This window comes from Microbacterium sp. DT81.1 (assembly GCF_049844955.1).
In the GTDB taxonomy this organism is placed as follows: domain Bacteria; phylum Actinomycetota; class Actinomycetes; order Actinomycetales; family Microbacteriaceae; genus Microbacterium.
The window spans coordinates 63624-88286 of record NZ_JBNCMA010000003.1 but is presented as its reverse complement, the minus strand read 5'-3'; the positions used below and the strand labels follow the sequence as shown (position 1 = coordinate 88286).

The 24663-nt window shown below is 70.1% G+C and carries 20 protein-coding genes and 1 tRNA gene; 7 read left to right on the top strand and 14 right to left on the bottom strand.

Annotated features, from left to right (window positions below):
- Positions 1-4: 4 nt before the first annotated feature.
- The 5 genes from ACLQ2Q_RS08885 to ACLQ2Q_RS08865 form a co-directional block, all read right to left on the bottom strand.
- On the bottom strand, positions 5-718 hold the full coding sequence (locus ACLQ2Q_RS08885; RefSeq protein ID WP_425820090.1) for a DUF2652 domain-containing protein: 714 nt from the start codon (positions 716-718) through the stop codon (positions 5-7).
- A 46-nt stretch (positions 719-764) separates the two neighbouring features.
- Complete coding sequence (locus ACLQ2Q_RS08880) at positions 765-2459, bottom strand: MFS transporter (protein WP_425820089.1); 1695 nt, start codon at positions 2457-2459, stop codon at positions 765-767.
- Between the two features lie 80 nt (positions 2460-2539).
- Positions 2540-6145: a transcription-repair coupling factor gene (mfd, locus tag ACLQ2Q_RS08875; protein ID WP_425820088.1), complete on the bottom strand. Its 3606-nt coding sequence runs from the start codon at positions 6143-6145 to the stop codon at positions 2540-2542.
- Positions 6146-6333: 188 nt separating this feature from the next.
- Complete coding sequence (gene pth, locus ACLQ2Q_RS08870; RefSeq protein ID WP_425820087.1) at positions 6334-6918, bottom strand: aminoacyl-tRNA hydrolase; 585 nt, start codon at positions 6916-6918, stop codon at positions 6334-6336.
- A gap of 123 nt (positions 6919-7041) precedes the next feature.
- Complete coding sequence (locus ACLQ2Q_RS08865) at positions 7042-7677, bottom strand: 50S ribosomal protein L25/general stress protein Ctc (RefSeq protein ID WP_425820086.1); 636 nt, start codon at positions 7675-7677, stop codon at positions 7042-7044.
- 290 nt (positions 7678-7967) lie between these two features.
- Here ACLQ2Q_RS08865 and ACLQ2Q_RS08860 point away from each other — a divergent pair, with 290 nt between their 5' ends.
- Positions 7968-8093 carry a hypothetical protein gene (locus tag ACLQ2Q_RS08860; protein ID WP_425820085.1) on the top strand — a complete coding sequence of 42 codons (126 nt, stop codon included), beginning with the start codon at positions 7968-7970 and terminating at the stop codon, positions 8091-8093.
- 225 nt (positions 8094-8318) lie between these two features.
- A complete protein-coding gene (gene gndA / locus ACLQ2Q_RS08855) occupies positions 8319-9824 on the top strand; it encodes an NADP-dependent phosphogluconate dehydrogenase (RefSeq protein ID WP_425820562.1) in 1506 nt (501 codons plus the stop codon).
- 51 nt (positions 9825-9875) lie between these two features.
- Here gndA and ACLQ2Q_RS08850 read toward each other — a convergent pair whose 3' ends face one another.
- Positions 9876-11198, bottom strand: a complete 1323-nt coding sequence (locus ACLQ2Q_RS08850) for an FAD-binding oxidoreductase (RefSeq protein ID WP_425820084.1) — start codon at positions 11196-11198, stop codon at positions 9876-9878.
- Positions 11199-11246: 48 nt separating this feature from the next.
- The gene (locus ACLQ2Q_RS08845; protein ID WP_425820083.1) at positions 11247-12257 is read right to left on the bottom strand and encodes a magnesium and cobalt transport protein CorA; all 1011 of its coding nucleotides are present in this window, start codon (positions 12255-12257) and stop codon (positions 11247-11249) included.
- A gap of 44 nt (positions 12258-12301) precedes the next feature.
- Between ACLQ2Q_RS08845 and ACLQ2Q_RS08840 the strand changes: the two genes are divergently transcribed.
- The 3 genes from ACLQ2Q_RS08840 to ACLQ2Q_RS08830 all read left to right on the top strand — a co-directional run bounded on the left by ACLQ2Q_RS08840 (position 12302) and on the right by ACLQ2Q_RS08830 (position 15653).
- On the top strand, positions 12302-13294 hold the full coding sequence (locus tag ACLQ2Q_RS08840) for an SDR family oxidoreductase (protein WP_425820082.1): 993 nt from the start codon (positions 12302-12304) through the stop codon (positions 13292-13294).
- Between the two features lie 86 nt (positions 13295-13380).
- Entirely contained in the window at positions 13381-14106 is a 726-nt protein-coding gene (locus ACLQ2Q_RS08835) for a response regulator transcription factor (protein ID WP_425820081.1), read from the top strand.
- Positions 14103-15653 (top strand): sensor histidine kinase, encoded by a 1551-nt coding sequence (locus ACLQ2Q_RS08830; protein WP_425820080.1) that lies wholly within the window; start codon positions 14103-14105, stop codon positions 15651-15653. Before ACLQ2Q_RS08835 ends, ACLQ2Q_RS08830 begins: the two co-directional genes overlap by 4 nt.
- 19 nt (positions 15654-15672) lie before the next feature.
- On the opposite strand, the gene ACLQ2Q_RS08825 is transcribed toward ACLQ2Q_RS08830, so the two are convergent.
- The 7 genes from ACLQ2Q_RS08825 to ACLQ2Q_RS08795 all read right to left on the bottom strand — a co-directional run bounded on the left by ACLQ2Q_RS08825 (position 15673) and on the right by ACLQ2Q_RS08795 (position 21841).
- On the bottom strand, positions 15673-17220 hold the full coding sequence (locus tag ACLQ2Q_RS08825; protein WP_425820079.1) for an FAD-dependent oxidoreductase: 1548 nt from the start codon (positions 17218-17220) through the stop codon (positions 15673-15675).
- A 1-nt stretch (position 17221) separates the two neighbouring features.
- Positions 17222-17779 carry an MOSC domain-containing protein gene (locus ACLQ2Q_RS08820; protein ID WP_425820078.1) on the bottom strand — a complete coding sequence of 186 codons (558 nt, stop codon included), beginning with the start codon at positions 17777-17779 and terminating at the stop codon, positions 17222-17224.
- Positions 17776-18666: an FAD:protein FMN transferase gene (locus ACLQ2Q_RS08815; RefSeq protein WP_425820077.1), complete on the bottom strand. Its 891-nt coding sequence runs from the start codon at positions 18664-18666 to the stop codon at positions 17776-17778. Before ACLQ2Q_RS08815 ends, ACLQ2Q_RS08820 begins: the two co-directional genes overlap by 4 nt.
- Before the next feature lie 13 nt (positions 18667-18679).
- A complete protein-coding gene (locus ACLQ2Q_RS08810; RefSeq protein WP_425820076.1) occupies positions 18680-19147 on the bottom strand; it encodes an FMN-binding protein in 468 nt (155 codons plus the stop codon).
- A 163-nt stretch (positions 19148-19310) separates the two neighbouring features.
- On the bottom strand, positions 19311-20336 hold the full coding sequence (locus ACLQ2Q_RS08805) for a ribose-phosphate diphosphokinase (protein ID WP_425820075.1): 1026 nt from the start codon (positions 20334-20336) through the stop codon (positions 19311-19313).
- A complete protein-coding gene (gene glmU, locus ACLQ2Q_RS08800; protein ID WP_425820561.1) occupies positions 20311-21702 on the bottom strand; it encodes a bifunctional UDP-N-acetylglucosamine diphosphorylase/glucosamine-1-phosphate N-acetyltransferase GlmU in 1392 nt (463 codons plus the stop codon). Before glmU ends, ACLQ2Q_RS08805 begins: the two co-directional genes overlap by 26 nt.
- A 67-nt stretch (positions 21703-21769) precedes the next feature.
- Positions 21770-21841 (bottom strand) — tRNA-Gln (locus tag ACLQ2Q_RS08795).
- 203 nt (positions 21842-22044) lie between these two features.
- Here ACLQ2Q_RS08795 and ACLQ2Q_RS08790 point away from each other — a divergent pair.
- Positions 22045-22563, top strand: a complete 519-nt coding sequence (locus tag ACLQ2Q_RS08790) for a MarR family winged helix-turn-helix transcriptional regulator (protein WP_425820074.1) — start codon at positions 22045-22047, stop codon at positions 22561-22563.
- Positions 22564-22691: 128 nt separating this feature from the next.
- Positions 22692-24572, top strand: coding sequence for an ABC-F family ATP-binding cassette domain-containing protein (locus tag ACLQ2Q_RS08785; RefSeq protein ID WP_425820073.1), 1881 nt, complete (start codon positions 22692-22694; stop codon positions 24570-24572).
- Positions 24573-24663: the final 91 nt, after the last annotated feature.

Here is a 24663-nt window from a genome sequence, read left to right as displayed (position 1 = left end):
CTCCTCAACGGGCGTAACGCACTTTGCGAGCCTGCTTCAGGCCCAGCATGTAGGGGAGCCCCTGGCCGACCGCCGCGAACGTGCTTGCCAGTCGGGCCCGCCAGGGTGGCCGGCGCGCCGGAGGCAGCGGGTCGAGGTCCCCCACGTCGACGAAGTAGGCCCGTACCGGGCCGATCCCCTCAAGGTCGGGAGAGATCTCGTGCACGGGCCCCGGTAGAGCCGACGGGTCGGTGCTGTAGAGCTCCTCGGACAGCAGGACGTACTCGGGTATCGGCACGGAATTCTTCAGCAGCCGGTGCACGTGGATGACGTCGATGCCGACCAGCTTCATCCGGCCACGGATCGTCTGGGTCGCGACGTCGCCGACGTGCGCGACGAATTTCAGTTTCAGGTTGCCGGCTTCCTTGCAGCCGCCGCACGGGCAGAGATTCTTGGCGACGTACTCGCGCTCCAGGTGGAAGGCCTGATGCATGGCGACGGCAGTTCGCAGGATGCCTGCGATGGTGGCGTCGGCGTCGCGCGTATCGACTCTCCGCGAGAGGAAGGCGGCGTCCCCCTCGATCTCGACGAGGTCGTACCCCCGAGCCGCCGCGATCATCTTGTCGAGGATCCGCGCGGTGTTGACCTCGGCGTGAGCGAGGCTCATGCGGTGGGTGCTCATGTACTCGGTGTAGCCCCCGATGTCGGCGATCAACAGGGCGGCACGCTCGGACGTCATGCCTCACAATCCCATCTCCGCCGGTGCAACTCAACAGGCCGGGCGCTCACGGCGACGGGCTCGGCAGATCGTCGAACGGCTCTTCCGGTGTGTACCGGCCGAGCTGGTGATCGACTCCCGTCGCCGCGGCCTGCGCGCTCGGTGTGTACCCGAGCACGACGGAGACGAATCTCTCAGAGCCGATCGCCCGCAGCTGGAGAGCAGTGCTGGCGCGCACGGTGGCCGTCCGCCGGGTGCGGCGGATCAGGGCGATCTCGCCGAAGCCTTCCCCCGGCCCCAGCGTCACCACGACCCGGCCGTCGCCGATGACATCCGCCTCCCCCGACTCGATCACGTAGTACCGGTCGCCGATGTCACCCTGCGTCACCACCGCCTCTCCCGCGGGCACCTGCACCGATTCGAGCCCCCGCGCCAGCTGTTCGATGGCAGGCAGCGGCAGGGGCGCGAACATCGACACCTGCCGCAGCAGCGCGATGTCGAGATCGAGTGCGTCGACGGAGCCGTCCATGCGACGAAGGCGCCCCAGAGCGGCCACGGCGAGCAGAGGGCACACCAGTCCGATGGAGATCAGCGCGGCCTCTATCCCGAACCACTCGATCACCGTCGAGGCGAGGATGGCCCCGACGCCGATGGAGACGGCGACCATGCTCTCCAACACCCCGAAAACGCGAGCCAGGACCGCGTCCGGCGCCAGTCTGCCGATGAGGGTGAACCCCGCCACGTCGATCAGGGCGTTGCCGAGCCCCACGAAGGCCAGCAGGCACAGTGCCGCCGTCTCCTGCGGGAAGACGCCGATGAGCGCCAGAGGCAGGCCCCACAGTGCCACTCCCAGCGCGAACCACCTGCCCAACCGGGCCGTTCCCACCAGGAACGACGCGGCGAGCGAGCCGACGACGGCTCCCACCCCGACCGCTGCCATGAGGGCGCCCACACCGGGATCGCCCGTGCCGAGCAACTCGATCGCGACCACCACCGAGAACACCGTCAGGGCTCCGCGTGTCAGTGACTGCGCCGCCGCAAGGCCGAGAATCAGCAGCAGATCGCGATTCTGCGTGACCGCACGAATGCCTTCGACCGATTCCTTGACCAGATCGGGACGACGAGGAGCCGCCGGCCGTGGCGGAGCGTCGTATCGGACGCGCAGCAGCAGCGCGGCCGCCCAGAACGAGGAGGCTGCGGCGACCGCGAAGACGACGGACACGTCGGTGAGCGCCAGGAGAACCGCCGCCAGCAGCGGTCCGACCAGCGTAGCCACGGAGTCGAGGAGCCCACGGACGACGTTCGCGCTGGCCAGCTCATGCCCTGTGCGGCACAGCGTCGGCAGAAGCGCGGAGTGCGCGGGCCGGAAGAGCGTGGCCGCGATCGTGGAGAGGACCGCGAGCGCATACACCACCAGCACCGGACCCGACAGCGCGACCGTCACAGCGGCGACCGCCGTGACGAGCCCACGCAATGTCGAGACCACGACGAGCACGCGCTCGCGCCGTCCCCGGTCGGCGAACGGGGAGAGCAGCGGTGCGAGCAGGGCCGAGGGAACCATGCGCAGGAGACCCACCAACCCGAGGGCGACCGCCCCGCCGTCGTTGTAGGCGACGATGCCGAGCGCGACGGTGAAGGCCCACTCGGCGGTCCATGCCCCAAGGAAGCTCAGCTGGGCGCGCCGCAGGTTCGGGTTGCGCCAGTTGCTCGTGAAGGCCCTCATTGCCTCATCGAGCCTGCTGCGGCTCCCGCCTGCGCCCATGAGCAGACCTTAGGGCCTCCGGCGGGTTCTGGGCCACCGACGCCGCACCAGCGGACACGGTGGGCCGGCCGGACCGAGCATCACGACGCCGAACGCGTCGCGTCTCCTCCGGCCGCGGGCTCGGAAACCGGCTCCGGGAAGAGCTGGTCCAGGAACTGCGCGACCCACGCGATCAGCTCCGCGTCGCCGAGCGGCTCGCCGCCCGCCTGCGGCATCGGCACCACCAGCGCGTCGCCGCCGGCCAGCAGCTTCGCCGTCGGGTGCAACCGCTGCAGGCGCACCCGCATGGAGTCGGAGAGCGGCGCCGGCGCCACGCGCAGGTTGCGCCCCATCGCGACGACGTCGGAGAGACCTGCCCGGGCTGCCCTTCGCCGCAGCCGGGCGACGGCGATCAGGCCGTCCACCTCGACCGGCGGGTCACCGTAGCGGTCGGTGAGCTCGTCGATGACGGCGTCGATCGCGTCATCCTTGGCGGTGGCGGATGCCGCAGCGGACAGCTTCTGGTACGCCTCCAGGCGCAGCCGCTCGCTGTCGATGTACGTCTCGGGAATCCTCGCGTCGACGGGCAGCTCGAGCCGCAGCTCGGTGGTCCCCTCGACATCCTCGCCGCGGAACGTCGCCACCGCTTCGCCGATCATCCGCAGGTAGAGGTCGAAGCCCACCCCGGCGATGTGACCCGCCTGCTCGGCACCCAGCAGGTTGCCCGCACCCCGCAGCTCGAGGTCCTTGAGCGCCACCTGCATCCCCGAACCCAGGTCGTTGTTCACCGCGATGGTCTGCAGCCGGTCGGCCGCGGTCTCGGACAGCGGCTTGTTCTCGTCGTACACGAAGTACGCGTACGCCCGCTCCCTCGCGCGCCCCACCCGTCCGCGCAGCTGATGCAGCTGGGCGAGCCCGTACTTGTCGGCGCGGTCGATGATGATGGTGTTCGCGTTGGAGATGTCGAGCCCGGTCTCGACGATGGTCGTGCAGACCAGCACGTCGAATTTGCGCTCCCAGAAGTCGTCGACGACCTGCTCGAGGGCGTGCTCCCCCATCTGGCCGTGCGCGACGGCGATGCGCGCCTCGGGCACCAGCTCCGCGATGTGCGCGGCGACGCGCTGGATCGACAGCACGCGGTTGTGCACGAAGAAGATCTGGCCCTCCCGAAGCAGCTCGCGCCGGATCGCGGCGGCGATCTGCTTGTCGTTGTTGGGGCCCACGAACGAGAGGATCGGATGCCGGTCCTCCGGAGGAGTCTGCAGCGTCGACATCTCCCGGATGCCGGTGACCGCCATCTCGAGCGTGCGAGGGATGGGGGTCGCGCTCATCGCCAGGATGTCGACGTTCGTCTTGAGCTTCTTGAGCGCATCCTTGTGCTCGACTCCAAAGCGCTGCTCCTCGTCGATGATCATCAGCCCGAGGTCGCGGAACGCGATGCCCTCGGTGAGGATGCGGTGCGTGCCGATCACCATGTCGACGGTGCCGTCGGCCAGCCCGTTGATCGTGTCGCGGGCCTCCTTGTCGGTCTGGAACCGCGAGAGCGCCTTCACCTTGACCGGGAACCCGGCGAAGCGTTCGGTGAAGGTCTCGACGTGCTGCTTCACGAGCAGCGTGGTGGGCACGAGCATCGCCACCTGCTTGCCGTCCTGGATGGCCTTGAACGCAGCCCGCACGGCGACCTCGGTCTTGCCGAACCCGACGTCGCCGGAGAGCAGGCGGTCCATCGGGATCGGCCGTTCCATGTCGGCTTTGATCTCGTCGATCGTCTGCAGCTGATCGGGCGTCTCGGCGAACGGGAACGCCTCTTCGAGCTCGCGCTGCCACGGCGTATCGGGGCCGAATGCGTGACCCTTCGCCGCCATGCGCGCCGAATACAGCTTCACCAGCTCGACGGCGATGTCGCGGACCGCCTTGCGCGCGCGCCCCTTCGCCTGGGCCCAATCGCTGCCGCCCATCTTCGAGAGCACCGGCGCCTCGCCGCCGACGTACTTCGAGAGCAGGTCGAGTTGATCGGTGGGCACGAACAGCTTGTCGCCCGGATAGCCGCGCTTTGACGGCGCGTACTCGATCACGAGGTAATCGCGAACGGTCTTCACCGCGTTCCGACCACCGGTGGAGACCTCGCGCTGCGTCATCTCGACGAACCGCCCGATGCCGTGAGTGGCATGCACCACGAAGTCGCCGGACTTGAGCTGAAGCGGATCGACGACGTTCCGCCGGCGCGACGCGAGCTTCTTGATGACCCGGTTGTCGCCGCCGATCGTCCGGCCGTAGAACTCGGCCTCGGTGAGCACCGCCAAGCGGGCATCCTCGACCTCGAAGCCCTGCTCGATGGTGCACTGCACCACCACGGCGACACCGGCCTCGGGGGCCGCTTCCAGCCCATCCTCGATGCGTGCGGCGAAGCCCCGCTCCGAGAGCACGTCGCGGGCGCGCTCGACGAGGCCCGCTCCGGATGCCGCGACCACGACGCTCCACCCGCGGCCGAGCAGCTCGCCCACATGGGCCGTGGCACCGTCGACGTTGCCGTGGAACGACGGCACGGCCGACCCCGGTACACGCACGGCGGCCGCCTCACCGGGCGTCTGCGGGATGTCGGCCGCGCCGCTGTCGAAGGGGTTCAACGTCCACCAGACCGCGCCGCGCTCGTGAGCGTCGTCCCGCAGCCGCGGGATCGTGAGGAAGTCGCCGGCGCCCAGGTCGATCGGGGCCCTGGCGCCGGAGGTCGCGGCGCTCCACGCCGCCTCGAGGAACTCGCGATTGGTGTCGCCCAGGGTGATCGCCCTCGTCACGGAGCGCTCGGGGTCGACGAGCGCCACCGCCGATCCCTCTGGCAGGTAATCGGCGAGCGACACGAGTGGGCCGCCGACGGCGGGAGTCAGCGACTCCATCCCCTCGACGGCGATGCCCTCGCTCATCCGCTCCAGCATGCCGGAGATGGCGGGGAACTCGTCGCGCAGCTCGCGCGCCCGCTGGCGGACCTCGGGGGTGAGCAGCAGCTCGCGGCTGGGGGCCAGCTCGACAGCCGGGATGTCGCCGGGCAGCGATCGCTGATCGGCGACCTGGAACGCCCGGATCTGGTCGACCTCGTCGCCGAAGAACTCCACCCGGTACGGGTGATCCGCCGTCGGGGGGAAGACGTCGAGGATGCCGCCGCGTACGGCGAACTCACCGCGCCGGGACACCATGTCGACGCGGGCATATGCCAGCTCGACCAGCCGGTCCGAGACCTGGGCGAGATCGTGCCCGCGCCCGCCCACCGACAGGGCGATCGGCTCGATCGCGGCAAGGCCCGCGGCGAGGGGCTGCAGCGCGGAGCGCACGGAGGCGGTGATGACCAGCGGCGTCCGCCCGTCCCACGAGCCGATGGCGCGAAGCGCCGCGAGGCGTCGCCCGACCGTCTCCGCACTGGGGCTGAGTCGTTCGTGGGGCAGCGTCTCCCACGCGGGGAAGTGCAGGAGGGTGGCCCCGGGGATGAGTGCGGCGAGCGCAGGTCCGAGCGACTCGGCACGGCGACCCGTCGGCGTCACCGCCAGCAGCGCGGGCGGCCGGCCGGCCTGCGCCCGCCGGGACAGCAGCGCGGCCAGCAGCGGTGCGTCCAGCCCATCGACCAGCGAGAACTCCGCGTCGACGGATGCCGCGGCCAGGGCGTCGCGGAAGGACTCGGCGCGCTCCAGCCCGCGCACGATTCCCGAGACAGTCACCGGACGAGTCTATGGCTCACTTCGGACAGAGGCGCCTCCCTCCGATCGCCTCGGGGGCCGCGCCTCGTGCCGCGCTCAGGACAGATGTGGCTCGAGTGGCGCGACGGGCTCATCGGACACCTCCCGGCACCTCCGACCCCAGCGAGCCTGAACGCGGTGCACAGCTGACGCATCCGCGCGAAGGCGCCTCAGGCCCGCGGCGCATGGAAGCGCTGCTGCGCCTCGACCAGACCCTCGCCGATCAGCTGCTCCACGGCGTCCGCCGCCTCCGCCACGAGCACGGGCAAGGTCGCCCGCTCCGCGGCGCTGAAGGGATCGAGCACCCAGTCCGCCGGATCCTGGCGGCCCGTCGGCCTGCCGACCCCGACGCGCACACGGGCGAACTCGGGCGTCCCGAGCGCCTTCGCGACGTCCCGCACGCCGTTGTGCCCACCGGGTCCACCGCCCACCTTGAGCTTGATGGTGTCGAACGGGATGTCGAGCTCGTCGTGCACGACCACGATGCGCTCCGGCGCGACGCCGTAGAACCGCTCCAGGCCGGCGACCGGACCTCCCGACACGTTCATGAACGAGTTCGGCTTGGCCAGCACCATCTTCTGGGTGCCGGGACGCAGCCAGGTCTCCACGACCCGCGCGTTCGTCTTGTGCGCCTTGAACACCTCGCCCCGGCGGGCGGCGAGCTCGTCGACCACGAGCTGGCCCACGTTGTGCCGGGTGGCTGCATAGCGGGGGCCCGGGTTGCCGAGGCCGACCACGAGCCACGTCTCAGCCACGTGCGCGCCTTTCGATCGAGAGAGGGGGATGGGGAGGGCGGATGCGGGAGCCCGTGCGGGCACGCCAGAACGAAGCCCGCCCCCACACTAATGCGGGAGCGGGCTGTCGTTCGGGTCGCCTGATTACTCGGACGACTCCCGCGCCTCTTCAGACTCCTCGGCCTGCTCGGCGGCGACGGCCGCATCGGCCTCGGCGATCTCGTCCTCGGCGGCGAGCGTGTCGGTCGGGATCGAGATCGCGACGATCAGCGTCTCCGGGTCGACGATGAGCGAAGCGCCCTGGGGCAGCTTGAGGTCGGCGGCGGTGATGTGCGTGCCGTCCTCGAGGCCCTCGACGTCGAGCTCGATGCGCTCCGGGATGTGGGTGGCCTCGACCTCGAGCAGCACGGTGTTGGCGTCCTGTGCCGCAATCGTGCCGGGGGCGGGCTCGCCGATCAGCGAGACGGGGATGTCGACCTGGATCTTCTCGCCCTTCTTCACGACGAGGAGGTCGATGTGCTCGATGATCTGGTGCACGGGGTCCTTCTGCACGTCCTTCACCAGCGCGAGCTCCGGCGTGCCGGCGACGTCGAGTTCGAGCAGCGCGTTGGCGCGGCGGATCAGCAGCGACACCTGGTGACCGGGAAGCGCGACGTGCTTGGGGTCGGTGCCGTGGCCGTAGATCACGGCGGGGATCTTGCCGGCGGCACGGAGGCGGCGGGCGTAGCCCTTGCCGAAGTTCTCGCGAAGCTCGGCCTGGACCTTGTTGTCGTCAGACATGGGGGTTCTCCTTCTGGGCGTGCGACGAGGATCGGGTCGCACGGTGGTCTCTGGTTTTCGACTCGAACGCAGACGCGTGAGGAAAGCCGGGGAGCCCACATCACCGCGTCGATAACGGATGCCGGAGCCGACGCGCTGGTCGTATGCCGCATCCCTCGCCGAGGGTCGATCCACCAGTCTACCCGACTCCCCCGTTCGGCGAGGACACCGGCCGATACACGGGGTGACCGGGTCCTCCCCGCCCGAGGGCTGTACGGTGGAGCCACACGCACTCGACCTCCGGAGGACTCATGCTCGACGGCGCCTTCATCGCGAATCTGATCGCCTGGGGAATCGGCGGCCTCGCCGTGGCCGGGGCGGTGCTGACCACCCTCGCCTTCTGGGAGATGGGCCGGTCGGCGTACCGCAAGGACTGACTCCGGCGCACGGACCGGGAACGTCACACCGCGGGGCCGCTATCAGCCGACGCGATAGCCTGGGAGCGCCCCCTGCGACGATCCGAGGAGTAGACCGTGCCCGAGAACGACCTTGCCACCGACGAGCCGACGGATGACCCCACCGCGGGGACGAAAGTCTCCGGCGACCGGGACGACACCCCGGGTTCGGCCCCCGTCCACGAGGGTGCTCCGGCCCCCGAAGAGGTGCCCCGTCCGGCTCCGGATGCAACCGGACCGGTCGCCACGCCGAGCGCCGTCGCCAACATCGGGGTCGTCGGCCTCGCGGTGATGGGATCGAATCTCGCACGCAACCTCGCGAGCCGAGAGGGCAACACCGTCGCCATCTACAACCGCAGCTACGTCAAGACCGAGCACCTGGTCGGGGAGCATCCGGAAGCCGGCTTCATCCCGACTCCGAGCTACGACGAATTCGCTGCGTCCCTGCAGAAGCCCCGCACCGCCGTCATCATGGTCAAGGCCGGTAGACCGACGGATGCCGTGATCGACGCGCTCGTGGACGTCTTCGAACCGGGTGACATCATCGTCGACGGCGGCAATGCGCTCTTCACCGACACGATCCGTCGCGAGAAGGCGGTGCGCGAGACGGGGATCAACTTCGTCGGCGCGGGCATCTCGGGTGGCGAAGAGGGAGCACTGCTCGGACCGTCGATCATGCCCGGTGGCTCCGACGAGTCGTGGGTCACGCTCGGCCCGATCCTGCGCTCGATCGCGGCGATCGCCGAGGGCGAGCCATGCGTCACCCACGTGGGCCACGACGGCGCCGGTCACTTCGTCAAGATGGTGCACAACGGCATCGAGTACGCCGACATGCAGCTGATCGCCGAGGCGTACGACCTCATCCGCCGCGGCACGGGAAAGAGCCCGGCCGAAATCGCCGATGTGTTCGCCGACTGGAACAAGGGCGAGCTGGAGTCGTACCTCATCGAGATCACGGCCGAGGTGCTGCGCCAGGTGGATGCCGAAACCGGCGAGCCGCTGGTGGACGTCATCCTCGATCAGGCCGGCGCCAAGGGCACCGGCGCGTGGACGGTGCAGACGGCCCTCGACCTGGGGGTGCCTGTCTCGGGGATCGCCGAGGCCGTCTTCGCTCGCTCGCTGTCATCGCACCCGGAGCAGCGCGCCGTCTCGAGCGACCTGCCGGGCCCCTCGGCGGGTCCGGGGACCGACGCCGCCTTCGCGGTGGACAACCCCGACGCCTTCATCGAGGACGTGCGCCTCGCGCTGTACGCCTCCAAGATCGTCGCGTACTCGCAGGGCTTCGACGAGATCCGGGCGGGCGCCGCTCAATACGACTGGAACATCGACCTCGGCGCCATCTCGAAGATCTGGCGCGGCGGCTGCATCATCCGCGCGCAGTTCCTCAACCGCATCGCGGACGCATACGCCGAGACCCCCGATCTTCCGGTGCTGCTCACCGCCCCGTACTTCGTCGAGGCGCTGGACCGCGCGCAGGACGCGTGGCGCGGCGTGGTCTCCATCGCGGCGGGCGCCGGCATCCCCGCCCCCGCGTTCTCGTCGTCGCTGTCGTACTACGACGGTCTGCGAGCCGACCGCCTGCCGGCCGCCCTGGTGCAGGGGCAGCGCGACTTCTTCGGGGCGCACACCTACAAGCGCATCGACAAGCCGGGCACTTTCCACACCCTGTGGTCGGGCGATCGCACCGAGATCGAGGCCGAAGACACGCACTGACCCGCTCGGGTCTCGACATGCCGCCGGGTTCGCCCGGCGGCATTTCGTCGTTCAGACGGGCATCACGTTGTGATTGCGTGAGAACAGGTTGCGGGGGTCCCACTCCCGCTTCACCTCGCCGAGGCGTGCCATCGACTCGCGCGAGAAGATCCGCCCGACTACCGAGCCGTCGACTTCCTGCGTGAAGTTGCCGTACACGCCGGCGCCGCGCGCGGCGATGGCGGACCACTCGGCGTGGATCGCCGCACGCTGCTCGTCGGTCGTGCCCGGCAGGTCGAAGACCCCTGCCATCGCGAACCACGTCGCGTTCCGGGCCGGAAAGGCCGACTCGTCCGGACCGACGTCGCCGAAGGCACCCCCCAGGGACCTCAGGAAGAGCACCGACGCCTCGTGCGCCTCGCGGAAGGAAGCGAGCGCATCGAGCACGTCGTCGTCCGGCTCGACGAGGAGCGTGTTGCCGCCGATGAACCCCGGCATGGGCTGGTCCGGGTCGAATGGCGGCATGTCCATCAGCACGTCGGGATAGGAACGCGCACCCACATCGGTGACCGAGACGCCATCCACGGCGAGGAGCGAGCCGAGGGCCGCGAGGGCCGCGTCGACGTCCTCTCCGATCCAGCACGCCGTGATCGTGGCCCCCGCCGGCGCGCTCGGATCCATCGCCGGCACATCCATGTAGGTGACGGTGAGTTCACGCGGCGCGTGGCGAAGGGTGTCGCGAAGCGCTCGCAGCACGGGCCGCACATCGCCGGGCACGGACAGCTCCGCGAAGACCACACCCGGCAGAGCGTGCGCACGGAAATCGAACCGCGTCACGACGCCGAAGTTTCCGCCGCCGCCGCGCAGCGCCCAGAAGAGCTCGGGGTGGCTCGCCGCGGAGACTTCTGCAAGCTCTCCCGCCGGCGTGACGAGCTGCACGCCGAGGAGTTGATCGGCGGCGAGCCCCCACGCGCGCACCATCCAGCCGATTCCCCCGCCGAGGGTCAGCCCGCCGACGCCCACGGACGCGGTGTCGCCGGAGCTGATGCCCAGCCCGTGCTCCGCGAGGGTGGCCGCCACCGCTCCCCACGTCGCGCCACCGCCGACGCGAACGACGGTTCCCTCCACGTCCACGCCGTTCAGCTCAGCGAGGTCGACGGTAAGTCCGCCCGGCAGCGTGCCCCACGCGCTGTGCCCGCCGCCGCGCACGTTGATCGGCTGGCCCTCTTCGGCCGCCCAGCGGACGGCCGCCACGACGTCCTGCACCGATCCAGGCCGCACGATGACCGCCGGCTCCCCGATCCCCGAGTGGAACAGCCGTGCGGCATCCCACCCGTCGTCTTCCGGCGCGGTCACGCGCCCCGTCATTCCCGCTCGAAGCACATCGATTCGCATGGCGCAGAAACTACCGCAGCCGACCGACATCGCGCACCGGTGTGGCGGCTACAGCCAGCCCTTCCGCTTGAACACGAGATAGAGCGTGATGCTCGTCGCGGCCATCAGCGTCAAGGCCAGGGCGTACCCGAACTGCCAGTGCAGCTCCGGCATGTTGTCGAAGTTCATGCCGTAGATAGTTCCCACCAGGGTCGGCGCGAACAGGATGGCCGCCCAGCTGGAGACCTTCTTCACCTGATCGTTCTGCTCGAGCCCGAACTCGGTCATCCGCCGCATCTCCTCGTTGCTCTGCTGCTCGACGAGGGTCGCGTGCACGGTGAGCGCGCTGCCGAGGGTCGCCCGGAACGTGTCCACCCTGTCGACCACGCGCTTGGCGTGGTCATCGACATCCCGGAAGGCCGGCGCCTCCGCCTTGCCCGTGGATGCCGTCACGATCTGCTGCATGCGATCGAACATGTCCACGAGCGGCACCGTGGCGTGCTGCAGGTCGATCACCTCCCGCTGCAGCCCGAAGATGCGCTTCGAGACGTTGGGGTCGCCGGAGAAGAGCTCGTCCTCGATCTCGTCGATATCGTTCTCCAGCCCTGCCACGACGGGTGCGTACTGGTCGACGACGTCGTCGCAGATCGCCCAGGCGACCGCGTACGGCCCCTGGGCGAGCACCTCGGGGGTGGCCTCCAGCCGACGCCGGACGGCAGCGAGATCCGGATTCTCCGCGTGCCGCACGGTGATGACGAAGTCCAGCCCGATGAACAGGTGCACTTCGCCGAACTCCACGGTCTCGGATTCGTCGAGGTAGCGCGCCGGCTGCAGCACGAGGAACGTCTTGTCTCCATAGCGCTCGAGCTTGGCGCGCTGATGCCCCTTGAGCGTGTCCTCGACCGCGAGCGGATGCAAATCGAGCAGGAGCGCCAGCTGGCGCATCTCGGACTCGTTCGGTCGGTACAGTCCGATCCAGGCCATTCCACCGCGTGTCCGAGCCTGGGTGATGACGTCCGCGATCGAGCCGTCCGACTCTCGCCGTCCCTCGACATAGACGGCGGCGTCGACCAATGGCATGAGCCCACCCTAGGTGAGGGTCTGACGGCATTAGGGTCGGAAGGGTGACGAGTCTTCGAATCCTGTTCATCGGCGGCACCGGAGTGATCAGCACGGCGTGCGTCGCCCGCGCCCTGGCCATGGGACACGATGTGACGGTGCTAAACCGCGGCTCGGCGCGACGAGCCCTCCCGGACGGCGTGCGCGAGGCCGTCGGCGACATCCGCACACCGGAATCGGTTCGCGCCGCCCTCGGCGATGCGCACTTCGACGTGGTGGCGGAGTTCCTCGCCTTCACCCCGGGACACATCCAGACCGACCTCGGGCTCTTCGAGGGCCGCTGCGGGCAGTACATCTTCATCAGCTCGGCATCGGCGTACCAGACGCCCCCGACGCGTCTGCCTGTCACCGAGTCCACACCGCTGCGCAACCCGTTCTGGCAGTACTCCCGCGACAAGATCGCCTGCGAGGACCTGCTCGTGGGGGCGTACCGCGAGCGCGGCTTCCCCATCACGATCGTCCGGCCGTCGCACACCTACGATCACACGCTGTGGCCCAACCTCGGCGGCTGGACGGATATCGCCCGCATGCGGGCCGGCAAGCCCGTGATCGTGCACGGCGACGGCACCAGCCTCTGGACCCTCACGCACAGCGATGACTTCGCCGTCGCCTTCACCGGACTGCTCGGCAACCCCGCCGCGATCGGCGAGACCTTCCACATCACCGGGACGCACGCGCCGACCTGGAACCAGATCTACGGCTGGCTGGCGGATGCCGCCGGCGTGACCTCCCCGGAGCTCGTGCACGTCGCGTCCGAGACGATCGCCCGGATGAGCCCCGATCTCGGACCCGGACTGCTCGGCGACAAGGCGCACTCCATGGTCTTCGACAACGCGAAGGTGCGGGCGCTCGTGCCGGAGTTCCGGACGACGATCACCTTCGACGAGGGCGCCCGCCGCATCCTCGCCCATTACGAGGCCACGCCGGACGGCCAGCAGGTCGACGACCAGTTCGACGCACTGTCCGACCGGCTCGCGGCCTTCGCCCTCGGCGCGTGATGTCGCGCACAACCCCGTCCTGACCTACAGCGAACACATAGCCGTTCCCATAGCAGGCTCATAGGTTGGGCCGCCACACTGGACTCATGGCGACCTCTCCCGCATTGCACCGCCCTGACGGCTCTCCCCTGCGCGTGCTCGTGGTCGACGACGAGCAGATGCTGACCGACCTGCTGTCGATGGCGCTGCGCATGGAGGGCTGGGAGGTGCGAACCGCCGGGTCGGGCTTCGAGGCGCTGCAGTCCGCGCGCGAGTTCGCCCCGGACGCCCTGGTGCTGGACATCATGATGCCGGACCTCGACGGGATGGCGGTGCTGCAGCGCCTGCGGCATTCCGGCAATGACGTGCCCGTGCTCTTCCTGACCGCGAAGGATGCCGTCAGCGACCGCGTCGCCGGTCTCACGGCCGGCGGCGACGACTACGTCACCAAGCCGTTCAGCCTGGAGGAGGTCGTCGCCAGACTGCGCGGTCTCATGCGACGCGCCGGGTCGGCCTTCTCGAGCGACGCCGAGCCGATCCTGCGCGTCGGAGACCTGACGTTGAACGAGGACAGCCACGAGGTGGAGCGAGGCGGCACCTCCATCGAGCTGACCGCCACGGAATTCGAGCTGCTCCGCTTCCTGATGCGCAACCAGCGTCGTGTCGTCTCCAAGGCGCAGATCCTCGATCGGGTGTGGAACTACGACTTCGGCGGCCGCTCGAGCGTCGTCGAGCTCTACATCTCGTACCTGCGCAAGAAGATCGATCAGGGCCGGGAGCCGCTGATCTCGACCGTGCGCGGCGTCGGCTACATGATCAAGGCGCCCGCGTGAGCGGGACCGAGGCGAAGCGGCGGCGCCCGGCCTGGACGCTGCAGACCCGGCTGATGGTCACGGTCATCGGCATCGTGTCGGCGATCCTCGTGATCGTCGCGGTCACCATGAGCGCGATCCTGGGGGCGGTGCTCGAGGGGCGGCTGGATGACCAGCTGCGGTCGGCAGCGCGCTTCGCGCTGTCAGGGCAACCGCCCGGCGGGCTCGAGGGAGCGGACATCGACGCGGCATCCATTCTCCGAGCCTCTCCTCAGCAGCCGGGCTTCCTGCTCGTCATCGGATCGCGTCTCGCGCCGGCCAGTGGCGCCTATGTCGAGCAGAACGGATCCGTGACGGCGCTGACCGACACGCAGCTCCAGGATCTCGCCGACGATCTCGAGCGCCGAGGGCCGGGTCCGGCCACCGTTCAGATCGATGGCGTCGGCTCGTACCTCGTGCGCGGCTCGGCGGTGGAGAACTCGGTCGCCGTCGTCGGTCTGCCCCGCACCGAGGTCGAACAGGCCATCGCCCGCACGCTCACCACCATCGGCCTGCTGACAGCGGGTGGGCTCTTTGTGCTCGCCGGGGCGACGGCCCTCGTCATCCGGGTCGGCCTGCGTCCCCTGCGCGCCGTCGCCGACACCGCCACGCGGGTGGCGAGCATGCCGATGGACCACGGCGCGGTCTCGATTTCGGAGCGCGTGCCGGACGAACAGGCCGATGCGCGCACGGAGATCGGGCAGGTCGGCGCGGCGCTGAACACATTGCTCGACCACGTCGATTCCTCCCTGCACGCACGTCAGCGCAACGAGGAGCGGATGCGGCAGTTCGTCGCCGATGCGAGTCACGAGCTGCGGACTCCCCTGGCCTCGATCCGCGGGTACTCGGAGCTGTCCCTCCGCGCCCTTCGACAGGCTCAGGGACCGGTGCCCTCCGGCGGCGGCCAGCACCCGGTGTTCGAGGGAAGCGAGTCCGCGCTCGAGCGGATCCAGGCGCAGTCCATCCGGATGACCCGTCTCGTCGAGGACCTGCTGCTGCTCGCCCGACTGGATGAGGGTCAGGACCTCGTGTACGGTTCGGTCGATCTCACCCAGCTGGCGCTCGAGGCGGTGGCCGATGCACGCCCCGCCGGTCCCGACCACGTGTGGCGTGTCGAGGTCGCAGAGGAGCCCGTCGTGATCGCCGGCGACGCGTCGCGGCTGCATCAGGTCGTGGCCAACCTGCTGGCAAACGCACGCACTCACACGCCGGCGGGCACCGAAGTGACGGTCACGGTGTTCCCGGAGGGGAAGGATGCCGTGCTGAGCGTGCACGACGACGGGCCGGGAATCGACCCCGCACTGCAGCCGGAGCTCTTCGAGCGCTTCGCCCGCGCCGACCGCTCGCGCGCCCGGCAGACCGGGGGGACGGGGCTCGGTCTGTCGATCGCCCAGGCCATCGTGACGGCGCACCACGGAACCGTCGAGGTCGACAGCAAGCCGGGCGACACCACCTTCACGCTGCGTCTGCCGGCGCGGCCGCACGCCCCCGTGCCGGCGTCCCCCGCTGCCGCGGCCGAGCCCGCCTGAGCTCGCCTGAGCCCCGGGCTCAGTACCCGGCGAAGGCGTCGGTGGTCAGCGAACGGGCCTTCTCGAGCGCGGGTGCGAGCTCCGCGATGAGCCCCGGCGGACCGGAGATGTAGGCGTGCCGCGCTGACAGATCGGGGACGACACGCTCGACACCTTCCGCATCGAGGCGCACTCCGCGCGCCCAATGCCAGTTCGAGGGCATGTTCTGCGGCTGATCGCGGGTGAAGACGATGACCGGGATGCCGGATGCCTCGATGTCCTCCCGGAAAGCGAGCTCGGCGGCCTCGGATGCCACGTAGACGAGCACGATGTCCCGGTCCTCCTCGGCGAGCCGCACGTGCCGAAGCTGGGAGACGAACGGCGTCACGCCGATCCCGGCCGCGACCATGAGCACCGGCGCGGTGGGGTTGCTGGGCAGGAGGAAGTCGCCCCAGACGCCCGTGACGGCGAGGGCATCGCCCGGGCTCATCGCGGCGAGCGCCTTCTTGTAACTGGATGGATGCTTCGCTCCGCCCTCGCGGAACGCGATGCGCAGCGTCGGGAGGTCTTCGGGGGCGGAGGCGATGCTGAACTCGCGGCGCGTGCCGCGCGCGTCGGGGCGGCGGTGCGGCACCTCGAGCTCGAGGTACTGTCCGGGCACGAAGCGCAGCGGCCGCTTCGTGGTGAACTCCAGTTCCTGCACCGTCGGCGTCGGCGCGGCACGACGGGCGAGTGTGAGCCGAACGGCCGTGCGCAGCGCGAAGGCGAAGGCGAGCAGATTGCCGATCAGCAGGGCGCGTTCCTGCCCGAGCGTGAAGGGTCCGACGTCGATCGGCCAGCCCACCAACACACCGACGAGGCTGGCAACCGCCATCTGCTGCCATCGCCGCGGCGGCATCGTGAGCGGCTCCGAGAGCATGAAAGCTCCGAGGAAGAGGATCGGCGACTGCCAGAGCGCGAGGGAGAGCAGTTCGCCCGTCGTCACCTCGAACTGGGCCTGCTGGGCCTGCACCGAGAGCCGAAGGACCGTCACGGCGACGGCGATCAGGACGAACAGCGTGATGATGCGGAGCCTCTCGGTGCGCAGCACGACGGCCAGGCCCAGCAGCAGCACCGGCGCCGCCAGGAACGGGCTGCCGACCCACCAGGCCGATGCTCCGAGTCCCGAGATCGTCAGCACGGCGGCGCCGAAGGCCGCGGGGTTGAAGATGTGCCGCCCGCGCCAGGCGAGCACGTACTTCGACAGCGAGGCCACGGCGCCCGCGAAGGCGAGGCCCAGCATGTCGGCGATCTCGATGCTCGGGCGCAGCACGAAGAGCAGGATGGCCGCGGTGATGAGCGAGGACTCGATGCGGTGCGACAGTCTCATCACGCGGTGCGCGATCGCATCGACTCCGACGCATACAGCGGTCAGCACGGCGAGCGTCGCGACGATCTCCAGCGGGCCGGGTACGAGCACCCCGAAGAACGACACCACGAATGCGATGGCGGTCAACGTGCCGAGCGAGAGCAGCACCAGCCGGTACATCGAGACCTGGCCGAGAAACTGCAGCACACGGCTCCAGCCGGCGGTGAGCGTGGAGATCACATCACACCGGCCCGAGCGGCACGTACTCGCCCACGGGGAGCGAGACGCGGATGCCGTCGCCCGGCCGCACGACACCACCGTGCAGGACCACCGCCATGATTCCGGCCAGTCGCACCACCTCGCCCGCCTCGTCGACGGAGATCAGCTCCTTCATCAGCCCGGGTGAGAGCCCGTTGATCTGGGTGCAGGGATTGCGCAGCCCCGTGACCTCGATGACGGCGTCCTCCCCGAGGTGCAGGCGGCTGCCGCGCGGCAGGGCGAGGAGGTCGACTCCCTCGGTCGTCACGTTCTCGCCGAGCTGACCGGGATCGATGAAATGGCCGCGCTCGGCCATGTCGTCGAAGAGCTCGGCGTGCATCAGGTGCACCTGGCGCAGGTTCGGCTGCTCGGCGTCGCGGCGCACCCGCGACCGATGCCGCACCGTCGCGCCGGCGTGGGCGTCGCCCTCTACCCCGAACCCCGCGACAAGCGTGATGGCGTCTCGGGTCGGCTTGCTGAAGCGGTGGGTGTCATCGCGCGCGACGGCCACCACCCGGCCGGCAGACGAGGAGTCGCTCATGAGTCCACGCTAGCGCGCGAGAAGAGCTCCACTGCGCTGCCCGGGGAGTACTCGACCCGGCCGTCGGTCAGCATCCGCACCCACTGGATCCCCCATCGGAAGGCGAGCTCGGGGCCGCCGTCGAAGAAGAGGGCGGTGGCGATCCCGTCGGCGCGCATCGCGTCCGGCCCGATCGCCCACGTCGCGGCGACGGTCTGGATCGGCGTGCCCGTCCGCGCATCGAGCACGTGGTGGAGTCCGTCGCCCCACGCCCGCCGGTTCGTCGCCGACGCGCACAGCGCGGCATCCTGGATCGTCGCCACCCCGATCGCGCGGGCCGCGTCGTACGGATGCTCGAGCCCGATGCGCACCGGAGCACCGCGCACCGCGAGGTCGCCGCTCGCGTCGACGACGATGTCGCCGCTCGCGTGGGCCTGCACCACCGACAGCACGCGGTCCACGAGTCGCCCCTTGCCCAGGGCACCCACATCGAGCGTGGACGGCTCCCGCATCCAGAGGCGGTCGGCGTCCCAGAACACGACGTCCTGCCACCGTGTCGGTGCGGGCACCGGAGCCTCGGCCGTCAGCCGATAGCCGCGTCCGTAGCCCAGGTGCGCGAGCGACTCCCCGACGAGCGGATTCACGGCCCCGGAGGTGGCGTGCGAGAGGGCGGCGTACGTCGACAGCATGTCGCCGGCATCCGGGGGCACGGGCACACTCCGCTCGCCCTGCGCGAGGAGCGCCACGAGCGAATCGGTGCGGAACCGCGACCACTCCCGATCGAAACGGTCGATGAGCCCGTCCACCGCCGCGCGCGCCGCACGATCCAGCGGCGACGACGTCTGTATCTCCCACGGCGTGCCGATGGCCTCGAAGCGCCACGAGTGCGACGCGGTCGGCTGATTCACGATGGGCGGGACGTCAGGAAGCGGCGTCGGTCTTGATCTGCTCGATCGCCTCGTTGAACCCGCCGCTGGTCAGCGACGATCCGGCCACGCGGCTGACCTCGATCTCGTCGATGCTTCGGCCGACGACCTCATCCGCGATGCCGCCGATGAAGCGACCCTGGTACTCCTCGGATTCCGGCTTGGTCGGATTGCCGACCACCTCGACGTCTTCGATCACGCCTCCGGCGAGCGTCACCGTCACCTCGATCGTCTCGATCGACTCGGGGGTCTGGTACGAACCGTCGGCGGTGTAGGTGCCGTCGGTGTACGAGCCGCCCGCAGTGGCTCCATCGGCCGTGTCTGCGCCGGATCCCGAACCGCCGGTCTCGGGCGTCGAGGCGCCGCAGCCGGCGAGGATGAGTATGCCCGCGACACCGGCGAGGGCGGCGCCGGAGCGGACGGCTGTGCTGCGGGGCGAGCGGGGGGCGGCGGCGCGGATCATGGGGTCCTCCTTCGTCGTGCCTCACGCGACTGCGGATTCGCGGCGGCGTAACTCCCACGCTACTGAGGCCACCGAGGCTCCGAGCCCTGTTTCGCCTATGAACCTGCTTTGAGCTCGCCCCGTCGACGAAGGGCCTTCAGCACCTCGACGGCGAGGACGGGGGTCAGGCCGCGCCGTCGAACATGCTCGTTACGGAACCGTCCTCGAAGACCTCGTAGATGGCGCGGGCGAGGAGAGGGGCGATGGGCAGCACCGTGAGCCCCGGGAAGCGGCGGTGCTCGGGCACCGGAAGCGTGTCGGTGACGACGACCTCGTCGATCGCGGCGTTGTCGAGGATCGTGGGCGCGGGGTCGCTGAAGATCGGATGGGTGGCGGCGACGATGACGCGCTTGGCGCCGCTGCGCTTGAGGGCCTCGGCCGCCTTCACGATCGTGCCCCCGGTGTCGATCATGTCATCGACGAGCAGGCAGACGCGCCCGTCGACCTGACCGACGATCTCGTGCACCGTGACCTGATTCGCGACCTTCGGATCGCGTCGCTTGTGGATGATCGCCAGCGGGGCGCCGAGCTTGTCGGACCAGTTGTCCGCTACGCGCACGCGGCCCATGTCCGGAGAGACCACCGTGAGCAGCTCCCGGTCCTCGATGATCTTGCGCTCGAAGTACTCCAGCAGCACCGGCTGGGCGAAGAGGTGGTCGACAGGGCCGTCGAAGAAGCCCTGGATCTGGGCGGCGTGCAGGTCGACGCTCATGACCCGGTCCGCACCGGCGGTCTTCATGAGGTCCGCGATGAGGCGGGCGCTGATCGGCTCGCGGCCCCGGCCCTTCTTGTCCTGGCGGGAGTACGGGTAGTACGGAGCGACGACGGTGACGCGCTTCGCCGAGGCGCGCTTGAGGGCATCGAGCATGATCAGCAGCTCCATGATCCACTCGTTCAGCGGTCCGTTGAAGGTCTGGAAGACGAAGACGTCGCAGCCGCGGACGCTTTCGCTGAAGCGGGTGTAGATCTCGCCGCTGGCGAAGGTGCGGTGCTCGGTGGGCAGCACCTCGGTGTCGAGCGCCTTCGCGACACTGGCCGCCAGTTCGGGGTGCGAGCGCCCCGCGACGATGACGAGCTTCTTCTTCGTCCGGGCGACGATGGTGTGGGGCTCGCCCTTGTCCGCCTTACCGCGCTTCGCCTTCTTCGCCATTGCTCGCCTTCTCTGCGGCCTCGGCCGCAGCCGTGCCCGGTCGGTTCTTCGCGACCCAGCCCTCGATGTTGCGCTGGGGGGCGACCGAGAGCGCGAGCGCCCCTGGCGGCACATCCTTGCGGATGACGGCGCCGGCGCCGGTCTTGGCCCCGGCTCCTACCCTAACGGGAGCGACGAAGACGTTGTGCGACCCGGAGTGCACCTGGTCGCCGATCTCCGTGCGGTGCTTGGCGATGTCGTCGTAGTTGGCGGTGATCGCGCCGGCGCCGAGGTTGACGCCCTCGCCGATCGTTGTGTCGCCGACGTAGGAGAGATGCGGCACCTTGCTGCCGACGCCGATCGTGGTGTTCTTGGTCTCCACGAACGTGCCGATCTTGCCGTCCACGCCGAGGTAGGTGCCGGGTCGCAGGTACGCGAACGGGCCGACGGTGGCGCCCGCGCCGATGACGGCGAGGGTGGCGTCGGCGCGCTTGACGCTCGCCCCCTCCCCCACCTCGCAATCGACCAGCGTCGTGTCGGGGCCGATCGTAGCGCCCTCGGCGACCGTGGTCGCGCGCAGGAGCTGGGTGTTGGGCAGCACGGTCACGTCCCGGGCGAGCGTCACCGTGTCATCGATCCACGTGCTGGCGGGGTCGAGGATCGTGACGCCCTCGAGCTGCCACCGGCGCACGATCCGCTCGTTCAGGATGCCGGCCGCCTCGGCCAGCTGCACGCGGTCGTTGACCCCGAGCGCGACGCGCGGATCCGGCGCGGTCGTCGCGGCCACGTCGTGACGCGAGTCGCGCAGGAGCGCGATGACGTCGGTCAGGTAGCGCTCGCCCTGCGCGTTGGCGGTGCCGACGAGCTCGAGGTGCGCCCGCAGCTGCGGAGCCCGGAAGACGTAGACGCCGGCGTTGATCTCATGCACGGATGCCTCGTCGTCCGATGCGTCCTTCTGCTCGACGATGCGCTCGACGCCGCCGTCGGCTCCGCGGATGACGCGCCCGTAGCCCGTCGGGTCATCCAGGAGCGCGCTCAGCAGCGTCGCCGCGGCGCCGGTGGCGCGGTGCGCCGCCACCAGCTGGGAGAGGGTCTCCGCCGAGAGCAGCGGAACGTCGCCGCTGAGCACCAGCACGTCTCCGTCGTAACCCTCGGGCAGCTGCGCGAGGGCGACCTGCACGGCTCGGCCGGTGCCGGGGATGTCGTCCTGGTCGACGACGTCCACGTGCGGGGCGTCGGAGTGGATCGCCTCGACGACGGCGTCGCGTTCGTGCCGCACCACCACGCGGATGTGCCCGGCGCCGAGCGACTGGGCGGTGTGGATGACGTGACCCACGAGTGGGCGGCCGCCGATGCGGTGCAGCACCTTGGGCAGGGCGGATTTCATCCGGGTCCCCTGGCCGGCGGCCAGGATCACGATGGCGAGGTGGTCGTCGATGTCGATGTCGGTCACGCTCCGCCGCCAGGATTCGAACCTAGACCTAACAGCTCCAAAGGCTGTCGTGCTGCCATTACACCACGGCGGATGACGGGCCGCTCCGGGCATGGCGCGGCCGCCTGACAAGTCTGCCAGACGGCCACGCGTGCGCTTCCCGCTCCGTGTTCGTTTTCCTGCCGCTGGAGGTCATCGCCGGCGGCACCGGAACGGCGGTTACGCTGCCGACGTCTTTCATCCGGCGCGAGAGCGCCTGTGACCGGAGCCGACCGGTGCTTCGATAGAGTGCCGATCATGACGGATGCCGAGGCAGACCGCGTTCGGCCGACCGACGAGGTCGACCGCATCGTCGGTGCGTGGAGCGCGCAGCGCCCCGACCTCGACTTCTCGCCCCTGGAGGTGCTCTCCCGGGTGGACCGGCTGTCGCGCCACCTCGATCGATCGCGCCGCGAGGCGTTCCGCCGCAGCGACCTCGAGCCGTGGGAGTGGGATGTGCTGTCGGCTCTTCGCCGCGCCGGCGAGCCTTTCCAGCTGAGCCCCAAGCAGCTGCTGCAGCAGACGCTCGTCTCGAGCGGCACGATGACGAACCGCATCGATCGCCTGGTCGCGCGCCGGCTCGTGCGGCGGGAAGCCGACCCGGACGACGGGCGCAGCATCCTCGTCATCCTCACGGCGGACGGCCGCCTGCGCGTCGATGCGGCCATCACGCGCCTGGTCGACGCGGAGGCCGTGCTGCTCGCAACCCTCTCCCGTTCGGATCGAGAGCGTCTCGCCGGACTGCTGCGCAAGCTCAGCCTCGGCTTCGACGCCTGAGCAGGAGGATCCGGGCGCGCGCCCCTCTGTGGGGCTCCGCCCCACACCCCCGGCTTGCTGACGCGCGCCCCTTTGCGGGGCTCCGCCCCACACCCCCGGCTTGCTGACGCGCGCCTTAAGCTGGAGGGATGGCCCACCTCCTCGGCGGAGAGCATCTGCACGTCGAATTCCCCGCGAAAGTCGTCCTCGACGACGTCACGGTCGGCATCGACGGCGGCGACCGCATCGGCATCGTGGGCCGCAACGGCGACGGCAAATCGACGCTCATGAAGGTGCTGACGGGCCGGATGGATCCCGACGAGGGGCGCGTGACACTGCGAGGCGGCGTGCGCGTCGGGATGCTCGCGCAGGACGACGACCTGCCGGAGGACGAGACCGTGCGGCACGCTATCGTGGGCGATCGGCCGGAGCACGAGTGGCTCGGCGATGCCCGCGTGCGGGACGTCCTCGACGGGCTGCTGCGCGATGTGCCGCTCGACACGGTCGTGACGGGCCTCAGCGGGGGGCAGCGTCGGCGCGTCGGCCTCGCGCGTCTGCTCGTCGGCGAGTGGGATGTCGTGGCGCTGGACGAACCGACGAACCACCTCGACGTGGAGGGCATCGCCTGGCTCGCGGAGCACCTCGCCGCCCGGTGGCCCCGCGGTACCGGTGGGCTGCTCCTCGTCACGCACGACCGGTGGTTCCTCGATGCCGTCTGCACCCGCATGTGGGAGGTGCACGACGGCACCGTCGACCCCTTCGAGGGCGGCTATGCGGCGTATGTTCTGCAGCGCGTGGAGCGCCAGCGCCAGTCGGCTGTCGCCGAGAGCAAGCGTCGCAACATCCTGCGCAAGGAGCTGGCCTGGCTGCAACGGGGCGCGCCGGCGCGCACGTCCAAGCCGAAGTTCCGCATCGACGCCGCCACGCAGCTGATCGCGGACGAGCCGCCGCCGCGCGACAACGTGGAACTGGCCAAGCTCGCCACGGCGCGGCTGGGCAAAGACGTCGTCGACCTGCTGGATGCCGGGGTCACCTACCCCTCGACAGGCTCGGGGACCGCCGGGGCAGGGGCCGCGGGCTCCGCGGCGGCGGGCGGCACGGCGGGCGGGGGCGCGGCGGCGGGCGACGGCAACCCGGTGACCGTGCTGAAGGACGTCGAGTGGCGCATCGCGCCGGGCGAGCGCACCGGCATCCTGGGTCCCAACGGGGTCGGCAAGTCGACGCTGCTCGGACTGGTGTCGGGAACCATAGAACCGACGTCCGGGCGGGTCAAGCGCGGAAAGACCGTTCAGGTCGCGCAGCTCAGCCAGCGCCTGACCGAGCTCGACCAGTTCGCGAACGAGCGGGTGCGGGACGTGCTCTCCCTGCAGAAGACGTCGTACGTCACGGGCGGCAAGGAGCTCACCCCGACGCAGCTGCTCGAGCGCCTCGGTTTCCGCTCCTCGGAGCTCTCGACACCGGTGCGCGACCTGTCCGGCGGGCAGAAGCGTCGCCTGCAGCTGCTTCTCGTGCTGCTCGGCGAACCGAACGTGCTGATCCTCGACGAGCCCTCCAACGACCTCGACACCGACATGCTCGCCGCGCTCGAAGACCTGCTCGACTCGTGGCCCGGCACCCTGCTCGTCGTGTCGCACGACCGCTATCTCATCGAGCGCGTCACCGATCAGCAGTACGCCATCGAGAACGGCCGCTTGCGGCACCTGCCGGGCGGCGTCGACGAGTACCTGCGCCGCCGTGCCGCCGCGCGCACCGCTCAGGAGTCGGCGCCCGCAGCGCCCTCGACCGCGCCCGCCTCGGCATCCGGGCTCACCGGCGCCGACCGCCGCAACGCGGAGAAGGAGCTGTCCTCGATCGAGCGGCAGCTGAGCAAGCTGGCGAAGCGCATTACCGCGGCGCACGACGATCTCGCCACCCACGACCAGTCGGACTATCCGGGCGTCGGACGGCTGAACGCCGAGCTGCAGTCGCTCGAGTCGGATGTCGCGGCGCTCGAGGAGCGATGGCTCGAGGTCGGCGCCCTGCTCGACTGATTCGGCGCGGTCTGGCAGCTCCCGCGGACCGCCGACGCACGCCGACGCGGAAAGGGCGGCGGATGCCGACGCATCCACCGCCCTTCTCACG